This is a genomic window from Leptospiraceae bacterium, assembly GCA_025059995.1.
Taxonomy (GTDB): Bacteria; Spirochaetota; Leptospiria; order Leptospirales; family Leptonemataceae; genus SKYB61.
Genome location: JANXCF010000001.1, coordinates 60,753 through 79,964 on the forward strand (window position 1 = coordinate 60,753; position 19,212 = coordinate 79,964).

The 19,212-nt window shown below is 36.7% G+C and carries 20 protein-coding genes; 7 read left to right on the forward strand and 13 right to left on the reverse strand.

Annotation, left to right across the window (positions count from 1 at the left end; genetic code table 11):
- Position 1: 1 nt before the first annotated feature.
- The 8 genes from NZ853_00225 to NZ853_00260 are packed head-to-tail and all read right to left on the reverse strand — an operon-like array spanning position 2 to position 8,177.
- On the reverse strand, positions 2-367 hold the full coding sequence (locus NZ853_00225; GenBank protein ID MCS7204103.1) for a hydrogenase maturation nickel metallochaperone HypA: 366 nt from the start codon (positions 365-367) through the stop codon (positions 2-4).
- Positions 342-1,349, reverse strand: a complete 1,008-nt coding sequence (gene hypE / locus NZ853_00230; protein ID MCS7204104.1) for a hydrogenase expression/formation protein HypE — start codon at positions 1,347-1,349, stop codon at positions 342-344. Before hypE ends, NZ853_00225 begins: the two co-directional genes overlap by 26 nt.
- On the reverse strand, positions 1,346-1,636 hold the full coding sequence (locus NZ853_00235; GenBank protein MCS7204105.1) for a HypC/HybG/HupF family hydrogenase formation chaperone: 291 nt from the start codon (positions 1,634-1,636) through the stop codon (positions 1,346-1,348). The genes hypE and NZ853_00235 overlap by 4 nt, the downstream gene beginning before the upstream one ends.
- Positions 1,596-4,094, reverse strand: a complete 2,499-nt coding sequence (locus NZ853_00240) for a carbamoyltransferase HypF (protein ID MCS7204106.1) — start codon at positions 4,092-4,094, stop codon at positions 1,596-1,598. The genes NZ853_00235 and NZ853_00240 overlap by 41 nt, the downstream gene beginning before the upstream one ends.
- Positions 4,091-4,579: a hydrogenase maturation protease gene (locus tag NZ853_00245; protein MCS7204107.1), complete on the reverse strand. Its 489-nt coding sequence runs from the start codon at positions 4,577-4,579 to the stop codon at positions 4,091-4,093. The genes NZ853_00240 and NZ853_00245 overlap by 4 nt, the downstream gene beginning before the upstream one ends.
- Positions 4,576-5,250: a Ni/Fe-hydrogenase, b-type cytochrome subunit gene (cybH, locus tag NZ853_00250; protein ID MCS7204108.1), complete on the reverse strand. Its 675-nt coding sequence runs from the start codon at positions 5,248-5,250 to the stop codon at positions 4,576-4,578. Before cybH ends, NZ853_00245 begins: the two co-directional genes overlap by 4 nt.
- Before the next feature lie 20 nt (positions 5,251-5,270).
- Positions 5,271-6,995 carry a nickel-dependent hydrogenase large subunit gene (locus NZ853_00255; GenBank protein ID MCS7204109.1) on the reverse strand — a complete coding sequence of 575 codons (1,725 nt, stop codon included), beginning with the start codon at positions 6,993-6,995 and terminating at the stop codon, positions 5,271-5,273.
- Between the two features lie 18 nt (positions 6,996-7,013).
- On the reverse strand, positions 7,014-8,177 hold the full coding sequence (locus tag NZ853_00260) for a hydrogenase small subunit (protein ID MCS7204110.1): 1,164 nt from the start codon (positions 8,175-8,177) through the stop codon (positions 7,014-7,016).
- A gap of 332 nt (positions 8,178-8,509) precedes the next feature.
- On the opposite strand from NZ853_00260, the gene NZ853_00265 reads away from it, so the two are divergent.
- Positions 8,510-9,784: an alpha/beta hydrolase gene (locus NZ853_00265; protein ID MCS7204111.1), complete on the forward strand. Its 1,275-nt coding sequence runs from the start codon at positions 8,510-8,512 to the stop codon at positions 9,782-9,784.
- Positions 9,785-9,789: 5 nt separating this feature from the next.
- Positions 9,790-10,584: a GDSL-type esterase/lipase family protein gene (locus tag NZ853_00270; GenBank protein MCS7204112.1), complete on the forward strand. Its 795-nt coding sequence runs from the start codon at positions 9,790-9,792 to the stop codon at positions 10,582-10,584.
- Between the two features lie 10 nt (positions 10,585-10,594).
- Here NZ853_00270 and bioD read toward each other — a convergent pair whose 3' ends face one another.
- Together bioD and NZ853_00280 are read right to left on the reverse strand one after the other, a co-directional pair.
- Complete coding sequence (bioD, locus tag NZ853_00275) at positions 10,595-11,236, reverse strand: dethiobiotin synthase (protein MCS7204113.1); 642 nt, start codon at positions 11,234-11,236, stop codon at positions 10,595-10,597.
- A 1-nt stretch (position 11,237) separates the two neighbouring features.
- Positions 11,238-12,791: an acetyl-CoA carboxylase carboxyltransferase subunit gene (locus tag NZ853_00280; protein MCS7204114.1), complete on the reverse strand. Its 1,554-nt coding sequence runs from the start codon at positions 12,789-12,791 to the stop codon at positions 11,238-11,240.
- Positions 12,792-13,018: 227 nt separating this feature from the next.
- Here NZ853_00280 and NZ853_00285 point away from each other — a divergent pair, with 227 nt between their 5' ends.
- On the forward strand, positions 13,019-14,260 hold the full coding sequence (locus tag NZ853_00285) for a 1-acyl-sn-glycerol-3-phosphate acyltransferase (GenBank protein MCS7204115.1): 1,242 nt from the start codon (positions 13,019-13,021) through the stop codon (positions 14,258-14,260).
- A gap of 29 nt (positions 14,261-14,289) precedes the next feature.
- Here NZ853_00285 and NZ853_00290 read toward each other — a convergent pair whose 3' ends face one another.
- On the reverse strand, positions 14,290-14,970 hold the full coding sequence (locus NZ853_00290) for an NAD(P)H-dependent oxidoreductase (GenBank protein ID MCS7204116.1): 681 nt from the start codon (positions 14,968-14,970) through the stop codon (positions 14,290-14,292).
- 141 nt (positions 14,971-15,111) lie between these two features.
- Entirely contained in the window at positions 15,112-16,044 is a 933-nt protein-coding gene (fliH, locus tag NZ853_00295) for a flagellar assembly protein FliH (GenBank protein ID MCS7204117.1), read from the reverse strand.
- A gap of 81 nt (positions 16,045-16,125) precedes the next feature.
- Here fliH and dcd point away from each other — a divergent pair, with 81 nt between their 5' ends.
- Genes dcd through NZ853_00310 form a run of 3 tightly spaced genes read left to right on the forward strand, consistent with a single transcriptional unit; the run spans position 16,126 to position 17,753 of the window.
- Complete coding sequence (gene dcd / locus NZ853_00300; protein ID MCS7204118.1) at positions 16,126-16,677, forward strand: dCTP deaminase; 552 nt, start codon at positions 16,126-16,128, stop codon at positions 16,675-16,677.
- Complete coding sequence (locus NZ853_00305; protein MCS7204119.1) at positions 16,655-17,053, forward strand: hypothetical protein; 399 nt, start codon at positions 16,655-16,657, stop codon at positions 17,051-17,053. Before dcd ends, NZ853_00305 begins: the two co-directional genes overlap by 23 nt.
- Before the next feature lie 22 nt (positions 17,054-17,075).
- Positions 17,076-17,753, forward strand: coding sequence for a serine O-acetyltransferase (locus tag NZ853_00310; protein ID MCS7204120.1), 678 nt, complete (start codon positions 17,076-17,078; stop codon positions 17,751-17,753).
- 2 nt (positions 17,754-17,755) lie between these two features.
- Here NZ853_00310 and NZ853_00315 read toward each other — a convergent pair whose 3' ends face one another.
- Positions 17,756-18,043 (reverse strand): hypothetical protein, encoded by a 288-nt coding sequence (locus NZ853_00315; GenBank protein ID MCS7204121.1) that lies wholly within the window; start codon positions 18,041-18,043, stop codon positions 17,756-17,758.
- Positions 18,044-18,072: 29 nt separating this feature from the next.
- On the opposite strand from NZ853_00315, the gene NZ853_00320 reads away from it, so the two are divergent.
- A complete protein-coding gene (locus NZ853_00320; protein ID MCS7204122.1) occupies positions 18,073-19,176 on the forward strand; it encodes a glycosyltransferase family 4 protein in 1,104 nt (367 codons plus the stop codon).
- Positions 19,177-19,212 lie beyond the last annotated feature (36 nt).

Below are 19,212 nucleotides of genomic sequence, written 5' to 3' on the forward strand. Positions count from 1 at the left end.
TTTAAAATAATTCAATTTTATCAATATAAAGTTCACTTCCTTTGGTGATTTCGATAGCAACCTGACAATCAGGACAGAGAAAGAACAATTCCTTCATCACAAATTCCTTTTGACAATTAGGACACTTTCCTTCTATTTCTTCTATCTCTATAATCAAAGTAGATTGTTTTAGTTTTGCATGTTCAACCTTGAAGATATCATAATAAAACATTAGGGATTCTGGCACGATTTGTTGTAATTTTCCAGCCTTTAAAAATACTTTATCTGCAACCTGATCTTCTTTCTCCAATTCTTCTAAAAGAATTTCGATGATAGATTGTGCTAAGCTCATTTCGTGCATGTTAGCAAATCCTAGGAAGTAGTTCATGAGATAACATCGATAAAATTCGCTTCCCACCAATTCTTGTGTGCATCACTACTTGACTGGGATATTTATGGGTGACTCTTCCAATGACGTTTGCTTCTTTGGTTTCAGGGAAACTTCTGAGGACCTCGAGAGCCTTCTTTGTTTCCTTTTCGGGAATGATCATGACGAACCTTCCTTCAGAAGCTAAATGCATTACATCAATTCCCAATAAATCACAAATGCCATGAACCTCATCTTTGATGGGAATTTCATTTTCGTAAATCTCTATTCCCCAATTTTGGTATTTTACGAATTCATTTAGGACCGTTGCCAACCCTCCTCTTGTGGGATCTCGAATCACTTTTACGTTTTTACATTCTCGCAAAACTGCTTCAACCTGAAAGTAAATGGAATCACAATCACTCGAAAGATTTGTTGCAATTTCCAACTGATTTCTTTCCAGATAAATGGTAGCTCCATGTTCTCCTACGTTTCCTGAAAGAAGAACCACATCTCCTTCTTCAACTTGATCTAAACCCAAAGGGGGATAATCCAAAAGCACACCAATCCCAGTGGTTGTGATAAACAAAGAATCCATTTCTCCCTTTGGGACCACTTTTGTATCTCCTGCTATGAAGAAAATTTGATGTCTTTGTATTTCTTCTGCCATCGAAAAAAGAATCTCTTTGAGTTTTTCTATCTCCAACCCTTCCTCGAGAATGAAACCTGCTGAGATAAATAATGGTTTTGCTCCCATGCATGCTAAATCATTGATGGTTCCCGTAATGGAAAGTTTGCCAATGTTTCCACCTCGAAAGAAAATAGGTTTAACAACAAAAGAATCTACCGAAACAACTATTCGATTTTGAGGTAACGAGACCAATGCTCCATCCAAGTTCTTTAGATAAGGATTCGAAAAAAATGGACGAAACACATTATCGATAAGTTCATGGGTTTGTTTTCCACCATTTCCATGAGAAAGCGTAATGATATTCGTTTTCATGATGAAGGAAATTTGATGAATTTGGGTTCTGGATCATCTAAGTCCCAATCTTGAGGGAAAAGTTCTTCTCGAATTTTACTTTCTTCTTCTAAGATTTCCATTGTTTTTTGGAATTCTTCTTCGTCGATTTTCTGGATGGCAAATCCTGTGTGAACTAACACAAACTCACCTTCGCAAACGGGTTGAACCAGAGAAACATCAATCTTTTTTTCGATACCCTTATACTCCACCAATGCTTCTTGAGAATCAAACACCTTGATAACTTTCATAGGAATTGCTAAACACATTTTCACCTCCTTTCATAAGTCTTTCGTTGGCAATAAGGATTTGACCAATGGAAAGGGATCCGTCCCCAGGTGGTAGTTCTTTATGCGTATGAACCTTCAAAGTAAAAAGATATTTTTCGAAAAAATCAAGTAAAAAGGTATTTTGAAAACATCCTCCTGTCAAAACCACATCGTAAACAGAATAAAGTTGAGATAACTCCAACACAAGATCAGAATACGCTTTTGCTAATGTTCGATGAAAACGCAAAGCAATCAAAGATGAAGAAGCCCCTGATTCCAAATCCAGTAGAATATCACGTAGGATGTATCGCCAATCAAGATAACGAATTCCATTTTGATGAAAAACCCACTTGTAAGAATAAATTTTTTCATCCTCAACATCTTGAGGTTGAATGATTTGCTCTAATGAAATTGCTGCTTGTCCCTCATAATCCGAAAAAAGACATACATTCAAAATGGCGGAAATCCCATCGAAAAGTCGACCACAGCTCGAGGTAGAAACCAACGATAAGTTTTTTTCCATCAAGGAAAGTAGGAGTCTGATTCGTTCAGAGTTTTCAAACAAGTGGGCTAGATATGGCTTTGATTTGAACCATTCCCAGAAATTTCCATCCTTGTAGAAATATTGATAAAATTCATACAATAACGCAGTTCCAATTCTATCTACTTCTTTGATAGCTTTTTCTCCACCAATGAGCTTCATGGGAAGCAAACTTCCCAGATGTTTAAAATCAAGATAGTCTGCAAGATATACTTCTCCTCCAACAACCTCTGGATGATCTTTCGTAATTCCAAATCCCGTTCCATCTAAAGCAATCCCTAAAACTTTATTTTGAAGGTGATTTTCCCACATGCACGCAGCAATATGAGAGTGATGATGTTGAACAAAAAGAATCTTTTCTTTTTGATGGGAAAATTTTTCTTTTGCCCATTGAGTGGATAAATAGTTAGGATGATAATCAGCTACAATAAATTCAGGTTCAAAACGATAAAGTTTTTTAAATAACTGCATGGTTTCTAAAAAAGACTGAAAGGTATCCCAATTATCTAAATCTCCAATATAATGAGAAGTGATGAGCTTGTGATCCACTAAAATAGAGATGGAATTTTTTAATTCTCCTCCCAGAGCCAAGATCGGTTTATGGGGTTTGTCATAGGAAAATACTTTTGGGGTATATCCACGACTCATACGAAAAATGATGCTTTTCTTTCGATGAACTTTGATTACTGAGTCATCACACCTTGTGTGAATCCTTCGATTGTGGATAAGGACATAATCAGCAAGCTCGAAAATCTTTAAAAAATTCTCATCCTCTTGATAAAAAATAGGCTCATCAGAAAGATTCCCGCTGGTCATAATCAATGGTTTTTGATAGAAATGCATGATGAGAAAATGCATTGGAGCATATGGCAAAAAAGCTCCTATGTAATTTTGTGATCCTGGTATTCGTGGTATCACATAAGAAGAAAAAGGAAATTTGGACCTTAAAAGCACAATGGGTGCTTGAGGAGAAAGAAGTAATGCTTTTTCTTCCTCATTCACGTAAGCATACGCCTCAATAGACGAAATATCCTTGAACATCAGAGCAAAGGGTTTTTGTTTTCGTTTTTTTCTTTCCCGAAGAAGTTTGGTAACTTCATCATGAAAAGGATCACATGCTAAGTGATAACCACCAATTCCTTTGATTGCCAAGATGGACGGCTTTTGTAAGATTTCTATGATTTGAAAAATCAAACTTTGATTATACTTGATTCTATCTTGTTTGCTGGGGAATGAACTCGAGATTTTTTTGAACTGATTTTGAATGTAATTAAGGGTTTCATTTTTTGACAATCCCAAAATTTCTTTCTTTGACAACAATATATAAATAGGTCCACATTGATGGCATGCTATCGTCTCGGCATGAAACCTTCTATCTTCTGGATTATGATATTCTTCTTGGCAATTCTCGCACAAGTCGAAAACCGCCATCGTGGTCTGAATCCGATCATAGGGATGATTCTCAATGATAGTATACCTAGGACCGCAATGAGTGCAGGTAATGAAAGGAAAAAAGTACCTTTCATTATGAGGATTCAATAACTCATGCTTACAATCATCACAGATGGCAATATCAGGCAAAATATCAGAAAAGGCTTTCGCATTGTCTTCGTTTGATTTTTGTATTTTGAATTCGCTTTCGCTTTCTTGAAGTTCTTTTTCTTCGATTTTTATTTTCGTAATTTGGGATAAGGAAGGTTTTTTTTGTTGAAGGTCGTCGATAAAGTTTATGATGTTTTCTTCTTTACCTTGAACTTCGATTATTACTTTACCATAATCATTCAACACAAATCCCGTGAGTTGATGGTTTTTTGCCAAACGATACACAAAAGGACGAAATCCAATCCCTTGAACATACCCATAGACTTCGATTCTTCTTCGAGTGATTTTTTTATTTTGCAAGACAGAACGATTCATGATCTTTTGGACTCGAGTATGTTTTGGATTTCTTTTTTTACTTCATCACACAAAATGGGCAGGACGTTTTTCATCTCGGGTGAAAGTTCTGTGGTCAAACTCTCGGGCAAAGAATCAATACTTACAGTAAATAAAACCACGTTGGGTAGCTGCTTTCCAGTCAAATAGAATGCATCGAGTAGGTCCTTTAAACCAATGTCGTGAGCTGTCAAGGTTCGAGGATAATCCGAAGAAAACTTGGGAAAGATTTTCGAAATTGTTCCTTTAGGTTTACCATCACTTGCAGCATCAATCAAAATCAAGTTTTCACAAGACTCCATTGATTCTAACAAAAGAAAATTCCCAACTCCTCCATCGAGGAGTTGGACCTCAGGCGGAAACTTCTCTTGTTCTAAACATTGAATTGTATGAACCCCTATTCCTTCATCTCCCATTAAATAATTCCCAATTCCTAAAACTAGGACCTTGATACCATTAGGCTTCATTCTTTTTCGGTTTCTTTTTTGGGAATAAATTTCCAGCCACTAATCATCGAAGAAATGATACCAGTTCCCTCAACATAATCATGATAGGCAGCAATGTAGACATGTATCATAGCAAAGATAATAAAAAACCAGGTAGTTATATGATGGAGAAATCGAACATTATATTCACCACCCAAAATCACCGTCACCCAACTAAATAACTGAGGAAACCAAGCATCACTCATTTGGGAATAATAAGCAAAACCCGTCGCAGTCTGAAAAACCAACAAGAAGAAAAATACCCAATAACTCAGATAAGCAACAGGATTATGCCCTACAAAGGGACGACCTTCAAGTTTTACTAAGAGAATATCTGTCCTCAAGACATCTTTGATAGCTTCCCAATCTTCTTTTGTTCTTGGGAAATTTGAAAATATCTTAGCATATTCATTTCCCACAACACCCCAGTAAAAACGAAAAACAAAATTCAAAACCAAAACATATGCCAAGATAAAGTGAATCATCCTCACTGTTCCGAACCAGAATTGCTGGGAAGCTTCCAACTCCGATAGAACGGCAGGAGGGTTACCTATGATAAAACCAGTAGCTGTTAAACCCACAATACAAAAAACATTAATCCAATGAAATAATCGAACAGGCCATTCCCAAACGTATTTTCGTTCAAATTTCATGCTTCCCTCCTTGTTTGATTTTACATCACTCGAACTTGGGTTATGTGTTTTCCTTCAGAGTCATACAAATGAACCGCACAAGCAAGGCAGGGATCAAAAGAATGAATTGTTCGTAAAATTTCCACTGGCTGATCTAAGCGAGCAATTTTCGTTCCAATCAGGGATTCTTCATAGGCGGATCTTATGCCATTCGGATCTTTGGGAGAACCATTCCATGTAGAAGGAACCACTAGTTGATAATTTTCAATTTTTTTGTCTTTGATCACAATCCAGTGAGCCAATGCACCACGTGGAGCTTCTGTCATTCCCACACCTCTTGCTTCTTTTGGCCATGTTTCAGGATCCCATTTCTCCTTCGCATGAGTTGTGGTGTTTCCATTCTTGATGTTCTGGATTAACATATCATAAAGTTGTAAGGACCACTCTGCAACAAGTTGAGTTTCGATACCTCTTGCAGCTGTTCTTCCCAAGGTAGAAAAAAGTGCCTCAACTGGTGCATTAAGTTTTCTCAGCGCAGCGTTAACCGCCTCTTGGATATCTTTTCTTCCAGAAGCATAGCCTACGACTAATCTTGCCAAAGGTCCTACTTCCATTGGTTTTCCTTTCCATCGAGGTGTTTTCAACCAGGAATATTTGCCTTCTACGTTTAAATACTGATATGGTGGTTTTGGACCTGTATAATTGAGTTTTGTTTCTCCTTCCCAAGGATGTAATCCTTCTTTATCACCCTTAGAGTATTCATACCAAGAATGAGCAATGTATTCTTTTATTCCATCTTTATCTGTAGGATCAACTTCATGAACCTTCGTCAAATCTCGATCCAATACTATACCTCTCGGAAAGAGGAAGCTTGATGGTTCATTAATACTTTTTGTAGGTAGATCACCATATGCTAAGTAATTTTTGAGTCCACCACCATATTTTGTCCATTCATTCTTATAAAACTCAGCAATTGCTAATAAGTCAGGAATATAAACTTGTTCTACGAATTCTTTTGCTTCCTTGAATAGCCTTCCTACTAGGTTTAATCTTTCGGAGTTCAAGGCATTGGCTTCGTTAATATTGATGGCATATGGAACACCACCAACTAAGTAATTAGGATGGGGGTTTTTTCCACCAAAAACTGCATGAACTTTTATAATCTCTTTTTGCCACTCCAATGCTTCTAAATAATGAGCAACCGCTAAAAGATTGACCTCAGGTGGAAGTTTATAAGCAGGATGTCCCCAATAGCCATTCGCGAAAATACCCAATTGTCCACTCTCTACAAAAGACTTTAATCGTTTTTGTAAATCCGAAAAATAACCAACAGAGCTCTTAGGCCACTTAGAGAGAGATTGAGCCAGTTGTGATGTTTGTCTGGGGTCGGCTTTGAGAGCACTCACCACATCCACCCAATCCAAAGCATGAAGGTGATAGAAATGAACCACGTGATCTTGTAAATACTGAGCACAAAACATCAAGTTTCGAATCAACTCCGCATTGTGAGGAACTTGGATTTTTAATGCATCTTCGACTGCACGAACACTTGCTAAAGCATGAACGGTCGTGCACACTCCACATGCCCGCTCAGTAATTGCCCATGCATCTCGGGGATCTCTTCCTTTAAGGATGATTTCAAGTCCCCTTACCATAGTTCCTGAACTGTATGCTTCTGTGATTATGCCATTTTCATCAACTATTGCTTCTATTCGTAAGTGTCCTTCAATTCTTGTAATGGGATCTACTACTAATCTTTTTGCCATAGGATACCTCCTTATTGATTACTTTTCTTTTTCTTTATGGGATTCTGATTCACTGTCTGATTGTTGAGTGATTAATTTACGTTTTCTTAAATTTGTGGCTATAGCATGAGCTGCTATACCCGCACCAACACCAACGGTTAAAGCAATACCAATGGTATCGGCGGTTTCTTCCGCACTGAGTTCAGTAACTCCACCCAATCGTTGATAGAACGGTGCATTGTCCCAGAAATTATCTTCACTACAACCAATACATGGATGACCAGACTTGATAGGAAAACTCACACCACCATTCCATTCCATAGTTCCACAAGCATTATAGGTTGTTGGACCTCTACATCCCATTTTGTACAAGCAATATCCTTTTCTTGCATTTTCATCATCCCATGACTCAACAAATAACCCTGCATCAAAATTCGCTCTTCGATAGCAAGTATCATGAACTCGTCGAGAATAAAATTCCTTTGGACGACCCCGAGAATCCAAATCAGGGATTTTTCCGAAAACAAGGATATGTGTCAAAATACCCGTCATCACGTCAGCAATCGGAGGACAACCCGGCACTCGAATCACTGGCTTCGAGGTTAACTTATGAACAGGCGTAGCACCCGTAGGATTAGGCCTTGCCGATTGTACACAACCAAAAGACGCACAACTACCCCATGCTACAATAGCCGCAGCATGCTCTGTGACTTCTTCTAAAATTTGTAGAGCTGTTTTCCCTGCTATTGTGCAATAAACTCCACCATCTTTTGTGGGAATAGAACCTTCCACAAGAACAATGTATTCTCCTTTGTAATTTTTTATGGTATCTTCTAACGACTTCTCAGCTTGAAAACCTGCCGCTGCTTGTAATGTTTCTGTGTAATCCAATGAAATTTTATCTAAAATAACGTCGGCTACAATAGGATGGCTAGCTCGAATGAAAGACTCACTACAACACGTGCATTCTTGGAAATGCATCCAAACCACTGGTGGTCGCTTTTTTCGCTCCATCGCATGTATGACTTTATCCAAATCAGAAAGTGCGATTCCTGCTGTTGCTGCTGCGTAAGCACAAAACTGTAAAAATTCTTTTCGCGAATAACCTTTATTCATCATGCGTCCCCAAATAGAGTTTCTCTCTATTTGAGAACTTTCATACTCATTAGCCTTTGATGCCTTAGTTTTGACTTGGGATTTCATATTTCACCCCTATGATCTGAATTTTGATTTAATACTCTATTAATCCAAAATAAAAAAGCAAGACATTTTAGAATTCATCTCAGAAAAATGACAAAAATTTTTCATAAAATGATTCTAAATCTCAATAACACAAAATATGATTTTTTCTCGAAGATTAGCTTTGATGGAGTAGGAATTTAAAGAATTCCATTGGGTTATTTGATTCTCGTTCAGAGCAAGTGAATGACAAATACTACGTATTTTTTGTATTTTTAAACTTTTTGACTTTTCTTAGATATCGCTCTGCATCAATACGAATTGACATAAAAATCAATTTTTAAAACCTACTCCTAATGCAGAAAAACCAAGAATCAGTCATTTCTCTTTTTTTTGCTTTTTTGGTGATTATTCTTCTGATTCTTCTTTCTGGTAGCATTACGATTGCCCTCATTGTGGGATTATTTACTTACTTTCTTTTTTTGCCCTTAAGTTATCCACTAATAAGAAAAAAGCTACATCGTTCGGATTTAGCAGATAAAATCTTTTTTGCTCGCACAGAAGATAATTGGTATCTTCCTTTGCATTACCACGAAGCACGATATCCGAGAAAAAAAGCTCTACCTGTAATTTTAGTTCATGGCATTGCTCAAAACAAATATGCCTTGGATCTAGATGAATTTCACAGTTTAGCGGTTTTTTTGAAGGTTCGAGGGTTTCCCGTTTTTGTTGTGAGTCTTCGAGGTTCTGGATTAGCTTTTTTCAAAGGCAGCAAACAAAAAGGCAAATACTTTACTTTTGATGATCATGTTCTTTACGATGCTCCCGCAATCATAAGAAAAGTGATAGAACTCACGGAAGCTCCAGCTGTGAACTGGGTAGGCTTTAGCTTAGGAGGCATGATTGGCTATGGGATTTGTGGAATGGGACTACCTGAGTCAAAAAAAATCCAAACTCTTATCACGTTAGGTAGTCCCGGAAAAGCTGACTATATTAATAACAAAGTTCTACAACATGTCATTCAACATCCCTGGATAAATAAACTTGTGCCTCTACGTTCGGGTTCTCGACTGATTTCCCCATTAGGAAAGTTTTTATTTACTCCTATGGATCGATTTTTATACAATCCCGAAAACACAAAAAGAAAAACCATCAAAGATTTATTAGCGAATTGCATTGAACCTATAAATCAAGGAATTATTGATCAATTCTCACTATGGGCTAAAACCAAACAAGAGCTCTCGCTGGATAAAACTATCAATTATCGAAAGAATTTAGAAAACATCAAAATTCCCACACTGCTAATTGCTGGTTCCGTGGATCATGTTGTTCCCGTATCTCAGATTCGATTTGTGTATGAAACCATCAAATCTCCTAACAAAAAATTCGTAATCGCTGGAAAACGATACCAATTCAAAGAAGATTATGGTCATTTGTGTTTGTCGGTAGGAGAATATGCCCCCGAAGAAATCTTTCCCATTATTTTAAACTGGTTAGAAACTCATGGCATGGAAAAACCCAAAATCATCAGAACATGGATCCAAAGGTGGAAACGAAAAAGGGAATTGAAAAAGGTCCTCAAACAATCCATAAAATCGAATCGACAACAAAATTCATTCGAAAATAAATAATGCAAATGAAAAAAGTAAAATTCTTTATTGTCTTCATATTTTTTATTTTTAGCTATTGCAAAACCCTTGGGGAAGAGTTCGATCAATCAGAACCAGGAAAAAATTATTTTGAGCCAGGTTTTGAGTGCAAAAGGGGATTCTTAGAAAAAGAAACCAATGTTTTTTATTTAAAACTTCGAGAAAATATCCGAAAGAACTTCCCTCCTGTAAAAGAAAAACCTTTTTTAGTTATTGCAGGAGAATCCACCTCAGCTCTATTTGAATCAGAGATTTATCGTTCCTACTTTCCTGAGTATAATGTAGTCAATCGTGCCATTGGAGGAGAAACCACAATTCTGTTTCTTACCTCTATGGACGAAGACATTTTAGCATTAAAGCCTGATGTCATTTTTCTTTCCATAGGAGGGAATGATTTACTCGGAGGGAGATGTTTGAATTTAATTATAAATAATTTAAATTTAATTTTTTATAAAATTTCTCAACAATCTCCTGATACCTATATCATTTTTGCAAGTATCCCACCCGTTTTATCATGGAAAGTCAATACTATAACTCCTTACTTTAATCAAAAAATCCAAAATTTACTTAAACAATATCCCAAAGCTATATATTTTGATCTATGGGAAATCCTTTCTGATGAAGAGGTTCCAAAACTCAGAGAAGAATACTATCGAAAAAACACTGATTTTCTATCAACAGGATACGACAAACTACACTTCAACCAAAAAGGATATGAAGAGATCGCAAAAAAACTCAAACCTATCTTGGATCAAATCTACAAAGAAAAATACAAGAAATAGTTAAAGATATTTATAAATATTTTTCAATAATGAAGTTAGGATCCACATCAATGTTTGTGTCTTTATGAATATCAAAATAGCTAATAACAGGAAGTTTCGTTAATTCGGAAATGATTTTTCGATTGTCATGAATATAGGGTTCATCATATCTACCACAGAATACAATGCCAATAATCGGGATGTTTCGTTTACTTAGAGCTTCTACGGTTAGTAAAGTATGATTGATGGTTCCTAAGGTGCTTCTTGCCACAATCAAAACAGGGATTTTCAATTCTTGAACCCAATCAATCCAGAGGTAAGTTCTACTTAAAGGCACAAGAATTCCCCCAGCTCCTTCTATCAATAACGAATATTCTTTTGAATAATTGTAGTATGCTTCTTTCAAAGTTGACAAAGGAACTTCTGTGTTTTCGAGTTCAGCAGCGAAATGGGGACTTACGGGAGCTCGATACTTCCAACCCGGCAAAATCCAGCTTTCCGATAAATTGCTAATTTCAAGAACTGTTTTGGCATCATCATCAGGTGGGAAGCCCGTCTGCACAGGCTTCCAGTATCGAAGGTTTTTGTACTTCTGATGGTATTTTTTTAGTATGTAGCCGCTTGTGATGGTTTTTCCAACACCTGTATCCGTGCCAGTGACAAAAACTGGCATATTAATGAAATTCTCTTTGAGGTTCTGTAAACGGCGTTGGTTTGTAGTGGCGTAAAAAGAAATTGAGATTTTCCGCTAAAACTCTTCTACTTTCACCCGGCATGATGATTTGAGAAATTGAACCCAACGAAAGGGCTTCCTTGGGGTTCATGAGTTCTTCTTCATATCGTTCGGAAAGTTCTTTAGTGACTTTTTGGAGTAGTTGTTTGGCTTCTTCGAATTTTCCTTGAGCTTCTAATTTTCTGGCTTCGGCTCTTGCGGCTTTGAGTTCTTCTTTATAAACAAAGTCTTTACCCGCAGGACCCATCACAGCTACTCGAGCTGTTGGGAAAGCAAAAACCATATCTGCTCCCACATGATAGGAGTTAAAAGATGCATACGCACCACCAAAAGCATTTCGAACAATCACTAAAAATCGTGGTGTTCGTAAATCAATGATTGCATCCAAGAGAGCTCTACCAGCTTGAACGATACCTCCTGTTTCCTGTTCTTTACCGGGTAAAAATCCAGTCGTGTCTTCGAAGAAAATCATTGGGATGTTGTAGAGATTACAGAAACGAACGAACCTTGCTCCTTTATATGCAGCATGAATATCAATCTGGCCACTTGCCACAGCAGAGTTGTTTGCCATAATTCCCACTACATGTCCACCAATACGACCAAAGGCACAAATCAAGTTTCGTGCTCGATATTTTTGAATCTCAAAAAATTCACCATGATCGACAATGTTTTGAATCAAAAGGGTAATATCAAAAGGAGTGTTATAACCTGTCGGAGAGTTAATGGTTTTTCTCAAAAGGATGTCTTCTTCGTAGATGAAACGATCAATGGGATCACTAGTAGGAACATAAGGTGCCATACTGTGGTTATTATCAGGTAGATAACTTAAAAGTCGGAGTGCTTTTCGTAGAGCTCCCAGTTCATCATTGGCAACTACATCCACTACACCACTCTGGCTATGAACCTTTGGACCTCCCAAATCATCAGGTGTAACTTCTTCTCCCAAAACATCTTTGATAACTTGAGGTCCCGTCAATCCAAAGAAAGTATCTTGAGGTTGGATGACAAAAGAACCTTGTCTTGGCAAATAGGAACCACCCCCAGCATTAAAACCAAACATGAGCATGATGCTTGGAACCACTCCAGAAATTTTCCTCATAGCATAAAAGGCTTCCGAATACCCATCCAATCCCCCTACACCTGCAGGAACATATGCTCCCGCAGAGTCATTCATTCCAATCAAAGGGATTCCTTTTTCTCCAGCAAGGTAAATCAAACGAGCTAATTTCTCTCCATTTGTGGCATCCATTGAACCAGCACGATTTGTAAAGTCATGACCATAAATTGCTACATCCCTTCCGTCGATATTGATGATTGCTGTGACGATGCTTGCACCATCTAAATATTTACCCCAGTTTTGGTATAAGTAGGTTGGATATTGCTTTGTTAGGACCTGAATCCTTTCAAAAACTGTCATTCGGTTTTTATGATGTTGAATGATGATTCTGGATATTCCACCTCCTTCTAAAGGTTTTTGTATTAGTTCTCTTCCCATCTTTAAGGCTTTGTCATAGGGAGTGAGGAATTCCTTTTTTTCTTCTGTTTGATTTTGTTTTCGAAATGGATTATCCAATGTAGGAACAATATTATCGATTACTTGGACTTGATTTTCTGCTTTTAGTAATGTTGCAGTGACCATGCTGAAAAAAAACACTCTTTCATTTCTTTGTCTATCTTTTTTTAGTTGAAGGATATTACATAGTTTCTAATTTTCCCTTTGGAATGGAAGCATTCATACCACCAAGTTTTAATTTACCTTTACTTTGGATAATTGATTTGACTTTTCCTATTTTAGCAAAACTCATACAAAATTTGGATGGAATTGAAATCTCACGAGAACATCAAAATTACTTAAGAACTTTAAGGAACCATCGCTTGATTTATGCAAGTAATCATCCTACGACTACTGAACCTATTGTTGCTTATTATGTAGCAAATGTGATTGGTTCTAGATTTTATTACATGGCTTCTCGACAAGTTTTCGATTGGGGAAACGGACTTGTCGGAAAGTTTATTCAAAACGTTGGTGCATTTTCAGTGCTACCCGGAGCCACAGATTTAGAATCCATAAAAACTTCACGAAAAATTTTATCACAACGTGGTAGTAAATTGGTATTATTTCCCGAAGGCGAACCCACCAGCGGAGAAAACGATAACCTCATGCCGTTTCAGCCTGGAGTTGTCCAGTTGGCATTTTGGGCTTACGAAGATATAAGAAAACAAGAACCAGACGAAGACATTTTTATTCTTCCAGCATTTGTAAAATACATTCTGACTGGCACAGATGCTCAAATCAAAGGGGAGCTCCATCAATCATTACAACGAATAGAAAAGCTATTAGGTATCGATCCCAAAAACAAGAATTTTCTTCAAAGAATACTCACAATAGGAAGAATTTTACTCGAGCAAGCAGAGAAAGAATACCAAATCACACCAGAGGTTGAAAAAGGATGGGATTATCGCATTGGAAGAATCCGACATGAGATTTTAGATCAAATCGCAAAAAAATTTCAAATTCAAGGATATGATTATTCAGCAAATGCCATCGAAAAATTACGTTACTTATTGTCAATCATCGAAATGAAGCTTGTGAATTATCCAGACCCAAGACTCCCAAACATGTCAAAAAAAGAGATTGAATGGGCGCAAAAGGAATGTTTGAAGGCTTATAGCTTCATCACAATCCACACAGAATATCTAATTTCCTATCCTACTGCCGAAAGAATGTTTGAATGGTTAAAACATTATGAAGAATACTTATTCGGTCAGTCCCCCTTTCGTCCGAGAAAAGCAATTGTTCGTTTTAGCCCTGTCATCTCTATAAAAAACTCATACGAAGAATACAAAAAATCCAAGAAAACCGCAGTGAAAAATCTGACGGATCTTCTGAGAAGAGAAATTCAAATCCTTTTGGAAGAATGCAAAAGTTTGACTAAACCCATTGTGCGACCTTATGATGTTTAAAGAAATTTATAAATTATATTTAGCAATTCTTATTCTATTTGATCAATTACTTTTTCTCTTGGCCAACGAGCTTTTTTTCCTGGATTTTCGACTCGATATCCAAATGCTACAAAAGCTGCAAGCCCCCACTCATCCCAACTCACATCATACCAATTTTTGATGATTTCTTGTGCATTTTTTCGATTAAAACCTTCAATAGCACAAGAATCAATCTTCAATAGTGCAGCTATAGTCATCATGTTTGCCAAAGCAATATAACTTTGTCGAACCGACCATTCCCAAAGAGCTGTCGGAGAAGACAAAAGCTCAAATTGTGTTTCTTGGAATGAGCGTATCCTCTCAATTCTGGATTTGATACTTTCCGCATCTAACTTTCGAACTTCTTTCATATGAGAGAGTAGATATTCAGAATCCCACCTAACATTTTTTCTTGCTAAAATCGCTACTACATGACTGGCTGTAAGAAATTGGGTTTTTGCTCCCCAACACGCTGGAATGAGTTCTTCTCGCATTTTCGGATTTTGTATCACCAAGAATTTCCATGGTTCCAAACCAAAAGAACTAGGCGAAAGTCTTCCTGATTCTAATATCACATCCCAATGTTTTTCTAAGATTTTTTTATCAGGATCAAATTTCTTGCAAGCATGACGAAAATTCAGAACCTCAAGGATTTTTTCCGGTTCCAAATAGACATCTTCGAGGAGCTTCATGATTTCACATCGTTAGATTCTCTTTTAGCATCAAGTGTATTTTGACATTTTCTTACATTGACTTTTGATCACTTTTATCCATTTGAAAAAAGACCTGAGCTCAATTAAACCAAAAATTCTTTTGATGTTTTTAGCTCGATGTTATCGTAAGGGCTCAGCATTTCGGATAGCTTCTTCTATTTCTTTTAGCTGTGTGGAAATCCTTGCATCGATTGCTCCCACATCAGTTTCAATGATACATCCTCCTCTATCAACTCTTGAGTCTTCGTAAATATTTACTTTCCTCAAAGACTCCATCATCTTGATTAGTTCATCTTTATGAGCTGTAGTCAATTCTAGATCAGCAAAGTTGACCCGAATGTTGACACGATCTCGATCTTTAATTCGTTTGAGAGCTTCACGGATGTTATTGAGAACTACTTCTTTTCGTTCTGCAATTTCGTCTTTGATAACTTTCCTTGCAATCATTAAAATCATCTCCACCATTTGTTTTTCTGATGCAGCGATGATTTCTTCTCGAATGTCAATTGCTTGTCCAATGATTACCCCTAATCGATCAATAAGCCTTCGAACCTCAGCTTGACCTTTTTTGAAACCCACTTCTCTTCCAGCTTCATATCCTTTTTGGTAAGCTTCATGTTCAATCTCTGCAACTCTCATCTCAGCTTCTTTGATCATTCTTTCTACTTCGGTCTTTGCTCTTTGTATGAGTTGCTCTGCCTCCAGTCGAGCTTTCTCGATTTCCCGCTTCGCTTTTTCATTTGCTTCTTGTGTCAGTTGAAAGGCTAAGTTTCTCCCTTGATCTTCGATTTCTTTCGCTCTTCGCTGAGACTCTTCCAATTGTTTTTGTATTTGTTCCTCAACTTCACGTTTATATCTTTCTAATTCTTGTTCAATCTCTTCGATGGTTGGTCCGTGATATTGTTCGATAATTTGACCTTCTGTATCGATGGCATATTCAACACTTTCATCCATCCCTTGAAACTTTTTATATTTTTCTGGCAATTGCATGGATAATTTTTCTTGAGGTTTGCCAATCTTTTGTGTTTTGAAAATCAATCGATTCCCAGCCATGCTTCATAATTATATCGACTTTGAAAATAATGCAATTCATTTTTTTATTGATTTTTTAAGTTTAATATATTTGTTGTTGTTGTGATTCTATCAGGATTAGAAATAAAGAGAAGACTGGGGAAAGACATTATCATTGATCCCTTTGAAGAAAAATTATTGAATCCGAATTCCTATAACTTGAGGCTTCACAATGAACTTCTCGTATACAAAAACGAGATATTAGATATGAAAACTCCCAACGAAACCGAAACCATCACTATTCCCCCAGAAGGATATATTCTCGAACCCAATAGACTTTATTTAGGAAGAACTTATGAATACACGGAAACCTATAATCTAGTTCCTATGTTGGAAGGACGTTCATCGATCGGAAGGTTGGGGATTTTCATTCACATCACTGCGGGTTTTGGAGATGTGGGATTCAAAGGCTATTGGACCTTAGAAATCTTTGCTATACAGCGTGTTCGAATTTATCCTTTTGTTCCTGTTTGTCAAATCTTTTATCATACTATCGAAGGTGAATTTTTTGAATACAAACATGGTAAGTACCAAAACAACAGAGGTATCCAACCCAGTTTCTTATACAAAGAAATCCACGAGTGGGATATGTATGGCAAAAAGAATTTGGGCTAGTAAGTTTCGATTTTATTTGTGGATGGGAGCTCTTCCTTTTCTTTTTGTGGGATTTCTTTTTTTGTTTTTCCCAGGATTTACTTTCCTATGGTTGAATATCGAACAAACCGAATTTTTAATTTTACTTTTTCGTTTTTTGGGAGTCGGTCTAATTTACATTTTTTTGTCGTTCATTTATATAGGTAATCAACCTAACCTCCACAGAGATTTAGCTCTTTACCAATCCATTTTTTTGTTTTTGATTTCTATCTTGACAGGTTGGTATGTCTTTACGGGTCGGCTAAGCTGGTTTTGGATTCTTGCGATTATTTATGGTTTTGGATATGGTTTATTCTTATTTTTATTTGCTTCAAAAAATTTATTGATTAGAGAATGATTTCTTGCTTATATATATTACCATGAAGTCTTTCCTTTTCAAATTTTTTGAGGTTTTCTTTTATTTGTATGAAGATATTAAAGCCATTTATAGAAATGACCCTGCGGCCAGAGGTTTAGAAGTAATTCTGTATCCCAGCTTACATGCCATGATTTTCCATCGTTTGATTTGCCATCCTTTGTATAAAATCAAACTTTACTTTTTAGCAAGGCTATTTTCTCAAATTTCACGGTTTTTGACTGGCTTGGAAATCCATCCAGGAGCGAAGATCGGACCAGGTTTTTTTTGCGATCACGGCATGGGGGTTGTGATTGGTGAAACAGCAGAAATTGGGAAAAACTGCGTGATGTTTCATGGTGTGACATTGGGTGGGACCGGAAAACACAAAACCAAACGTCATCCTACCATTGGAGATAATGTTTTCATTGGAACCCATAGCACTCTTTTGGGTCCTATCTATGTGGGAGATAATGTGAAAATTGGTGCCGAAACCGTGATTGTGAACCGAGACGTTCCCCCTAATTGCACTGTCGTCGGAGCTCCAGGAGTTATCGTGAAAAGAGGGAATCGCAGAGTCAATCCACCTGAGTCCCTCCCTCTGAGTGAATATCGTCTCTCAGAACTCCAACGAGAAGAAAAGGAAACCAAAGAGAAAAGCACGAGCATTTCGTGGAATTTCATGGATGGAGATGGAATTTGATTTTATCGCAAATTCAAACTAAATAATTGACAACTATCGGGAAATAAATTGTTTATCCACTTTTCACAACTCAAAAAATACAGTTCATAAAAACACATATCTACTTCTTTTTTGTTTAAAGGAAAAAATATCCACTCCATTTCTTTTTGAGTTGAGCATTCTGTATTTTTTAGAACCACCATAGAATACAGCTTTAAATTAGATTCTTCAATGGAATAAAGTGATTCTTCTTTCGTCGTGCAGTAAAAGAACCCCAAAACAAGAAAAGAAAAAAGTAAAAAAATCTTCACAATGAAAAAGAAAAAAATATCATAGGTTCATGTCAAATGCTTTAACGATTTATTTTGATGCAAGGATGTTAGGACACTCAGGAATAGGAACCCAGATCGAAGAAGTGATCTCAAACCTCCTCAAGTCTCCCGGAATCGAACTATATTTGATTGGGAAAAATCAAACTATCTATGAGTTTTTTCCTCACTTGCCCTCATCCCAAGTTATTGATTATGATGCCCCCATCTATTCCATTAAAGAACAGATCCGTTATCCAAAAAGAAAAACCAACAAAGGGTTATATCATTTCCCCCATTATAATGCCAATTTATTTCAACTTTCAAATGGAATCGTTGTTATTCATGACTTGATTCATTTGGACTCTGATGAATTCAAAAAAATTCATTATCAAGCCTACGCGAAACTACTTCTGAGTAATATTGTAAGAAGAGCGAAAGCTATCGTGACTGTTTCCCGCTACACAAAGCAAAGATTACAAGAAGTATTTCCCTTTCACAAAGATAATATTTATGTTGTGCATAATGGAATTAATCATGAAGTTTTCTACCCAGCAACCAAAAACGAAATTTCCGAATTCAAAAACAAATACCATTTACCCAATGAATTTTTGCTGGTTGTAGGAATCGGCAAAAAGCACAAAAACTTAGACACACTTCTCATCGCCTTAAAAAGACTATGGAAAGAAAAGAACTTCAAGCTCCCCTTAGTTGTTGCTGGCACTAATCGTAAAGTACCTAATTATGTGAAGGATCTGATTACAAAAGACATTGAAAAAAATCTTTTATTTCTACCCTTCATACCAAAACAAGAGATTCGTTTGCTCTATGCATCTTCTTTGGCTTTTATAATGCCATCGAAAATTGAAGGCTTTGGCTTTCCTTTATTAGAGGCAATGGCATGTGGTGTCCCTACGATTTCTTCTAACAAGGCAAGCCTACCAGAAATAGCCGAAAAAGCTACTCTTTATTTCGACCCATATAACCCCGAAGAAATCGAACAATCTATTTTAAAAATCACACATGATAGTAAATTAAGAAACCATCTCATCCAAGAAGGGAAAAAACAAGCAAAGAAATTCGATTGGAAAACCCATGTAAGAAAATTAATAGAAATTTATAAAAAATATTATTAAATTTAATTTTGAAATAGAAACCTCAAAAACTTACAA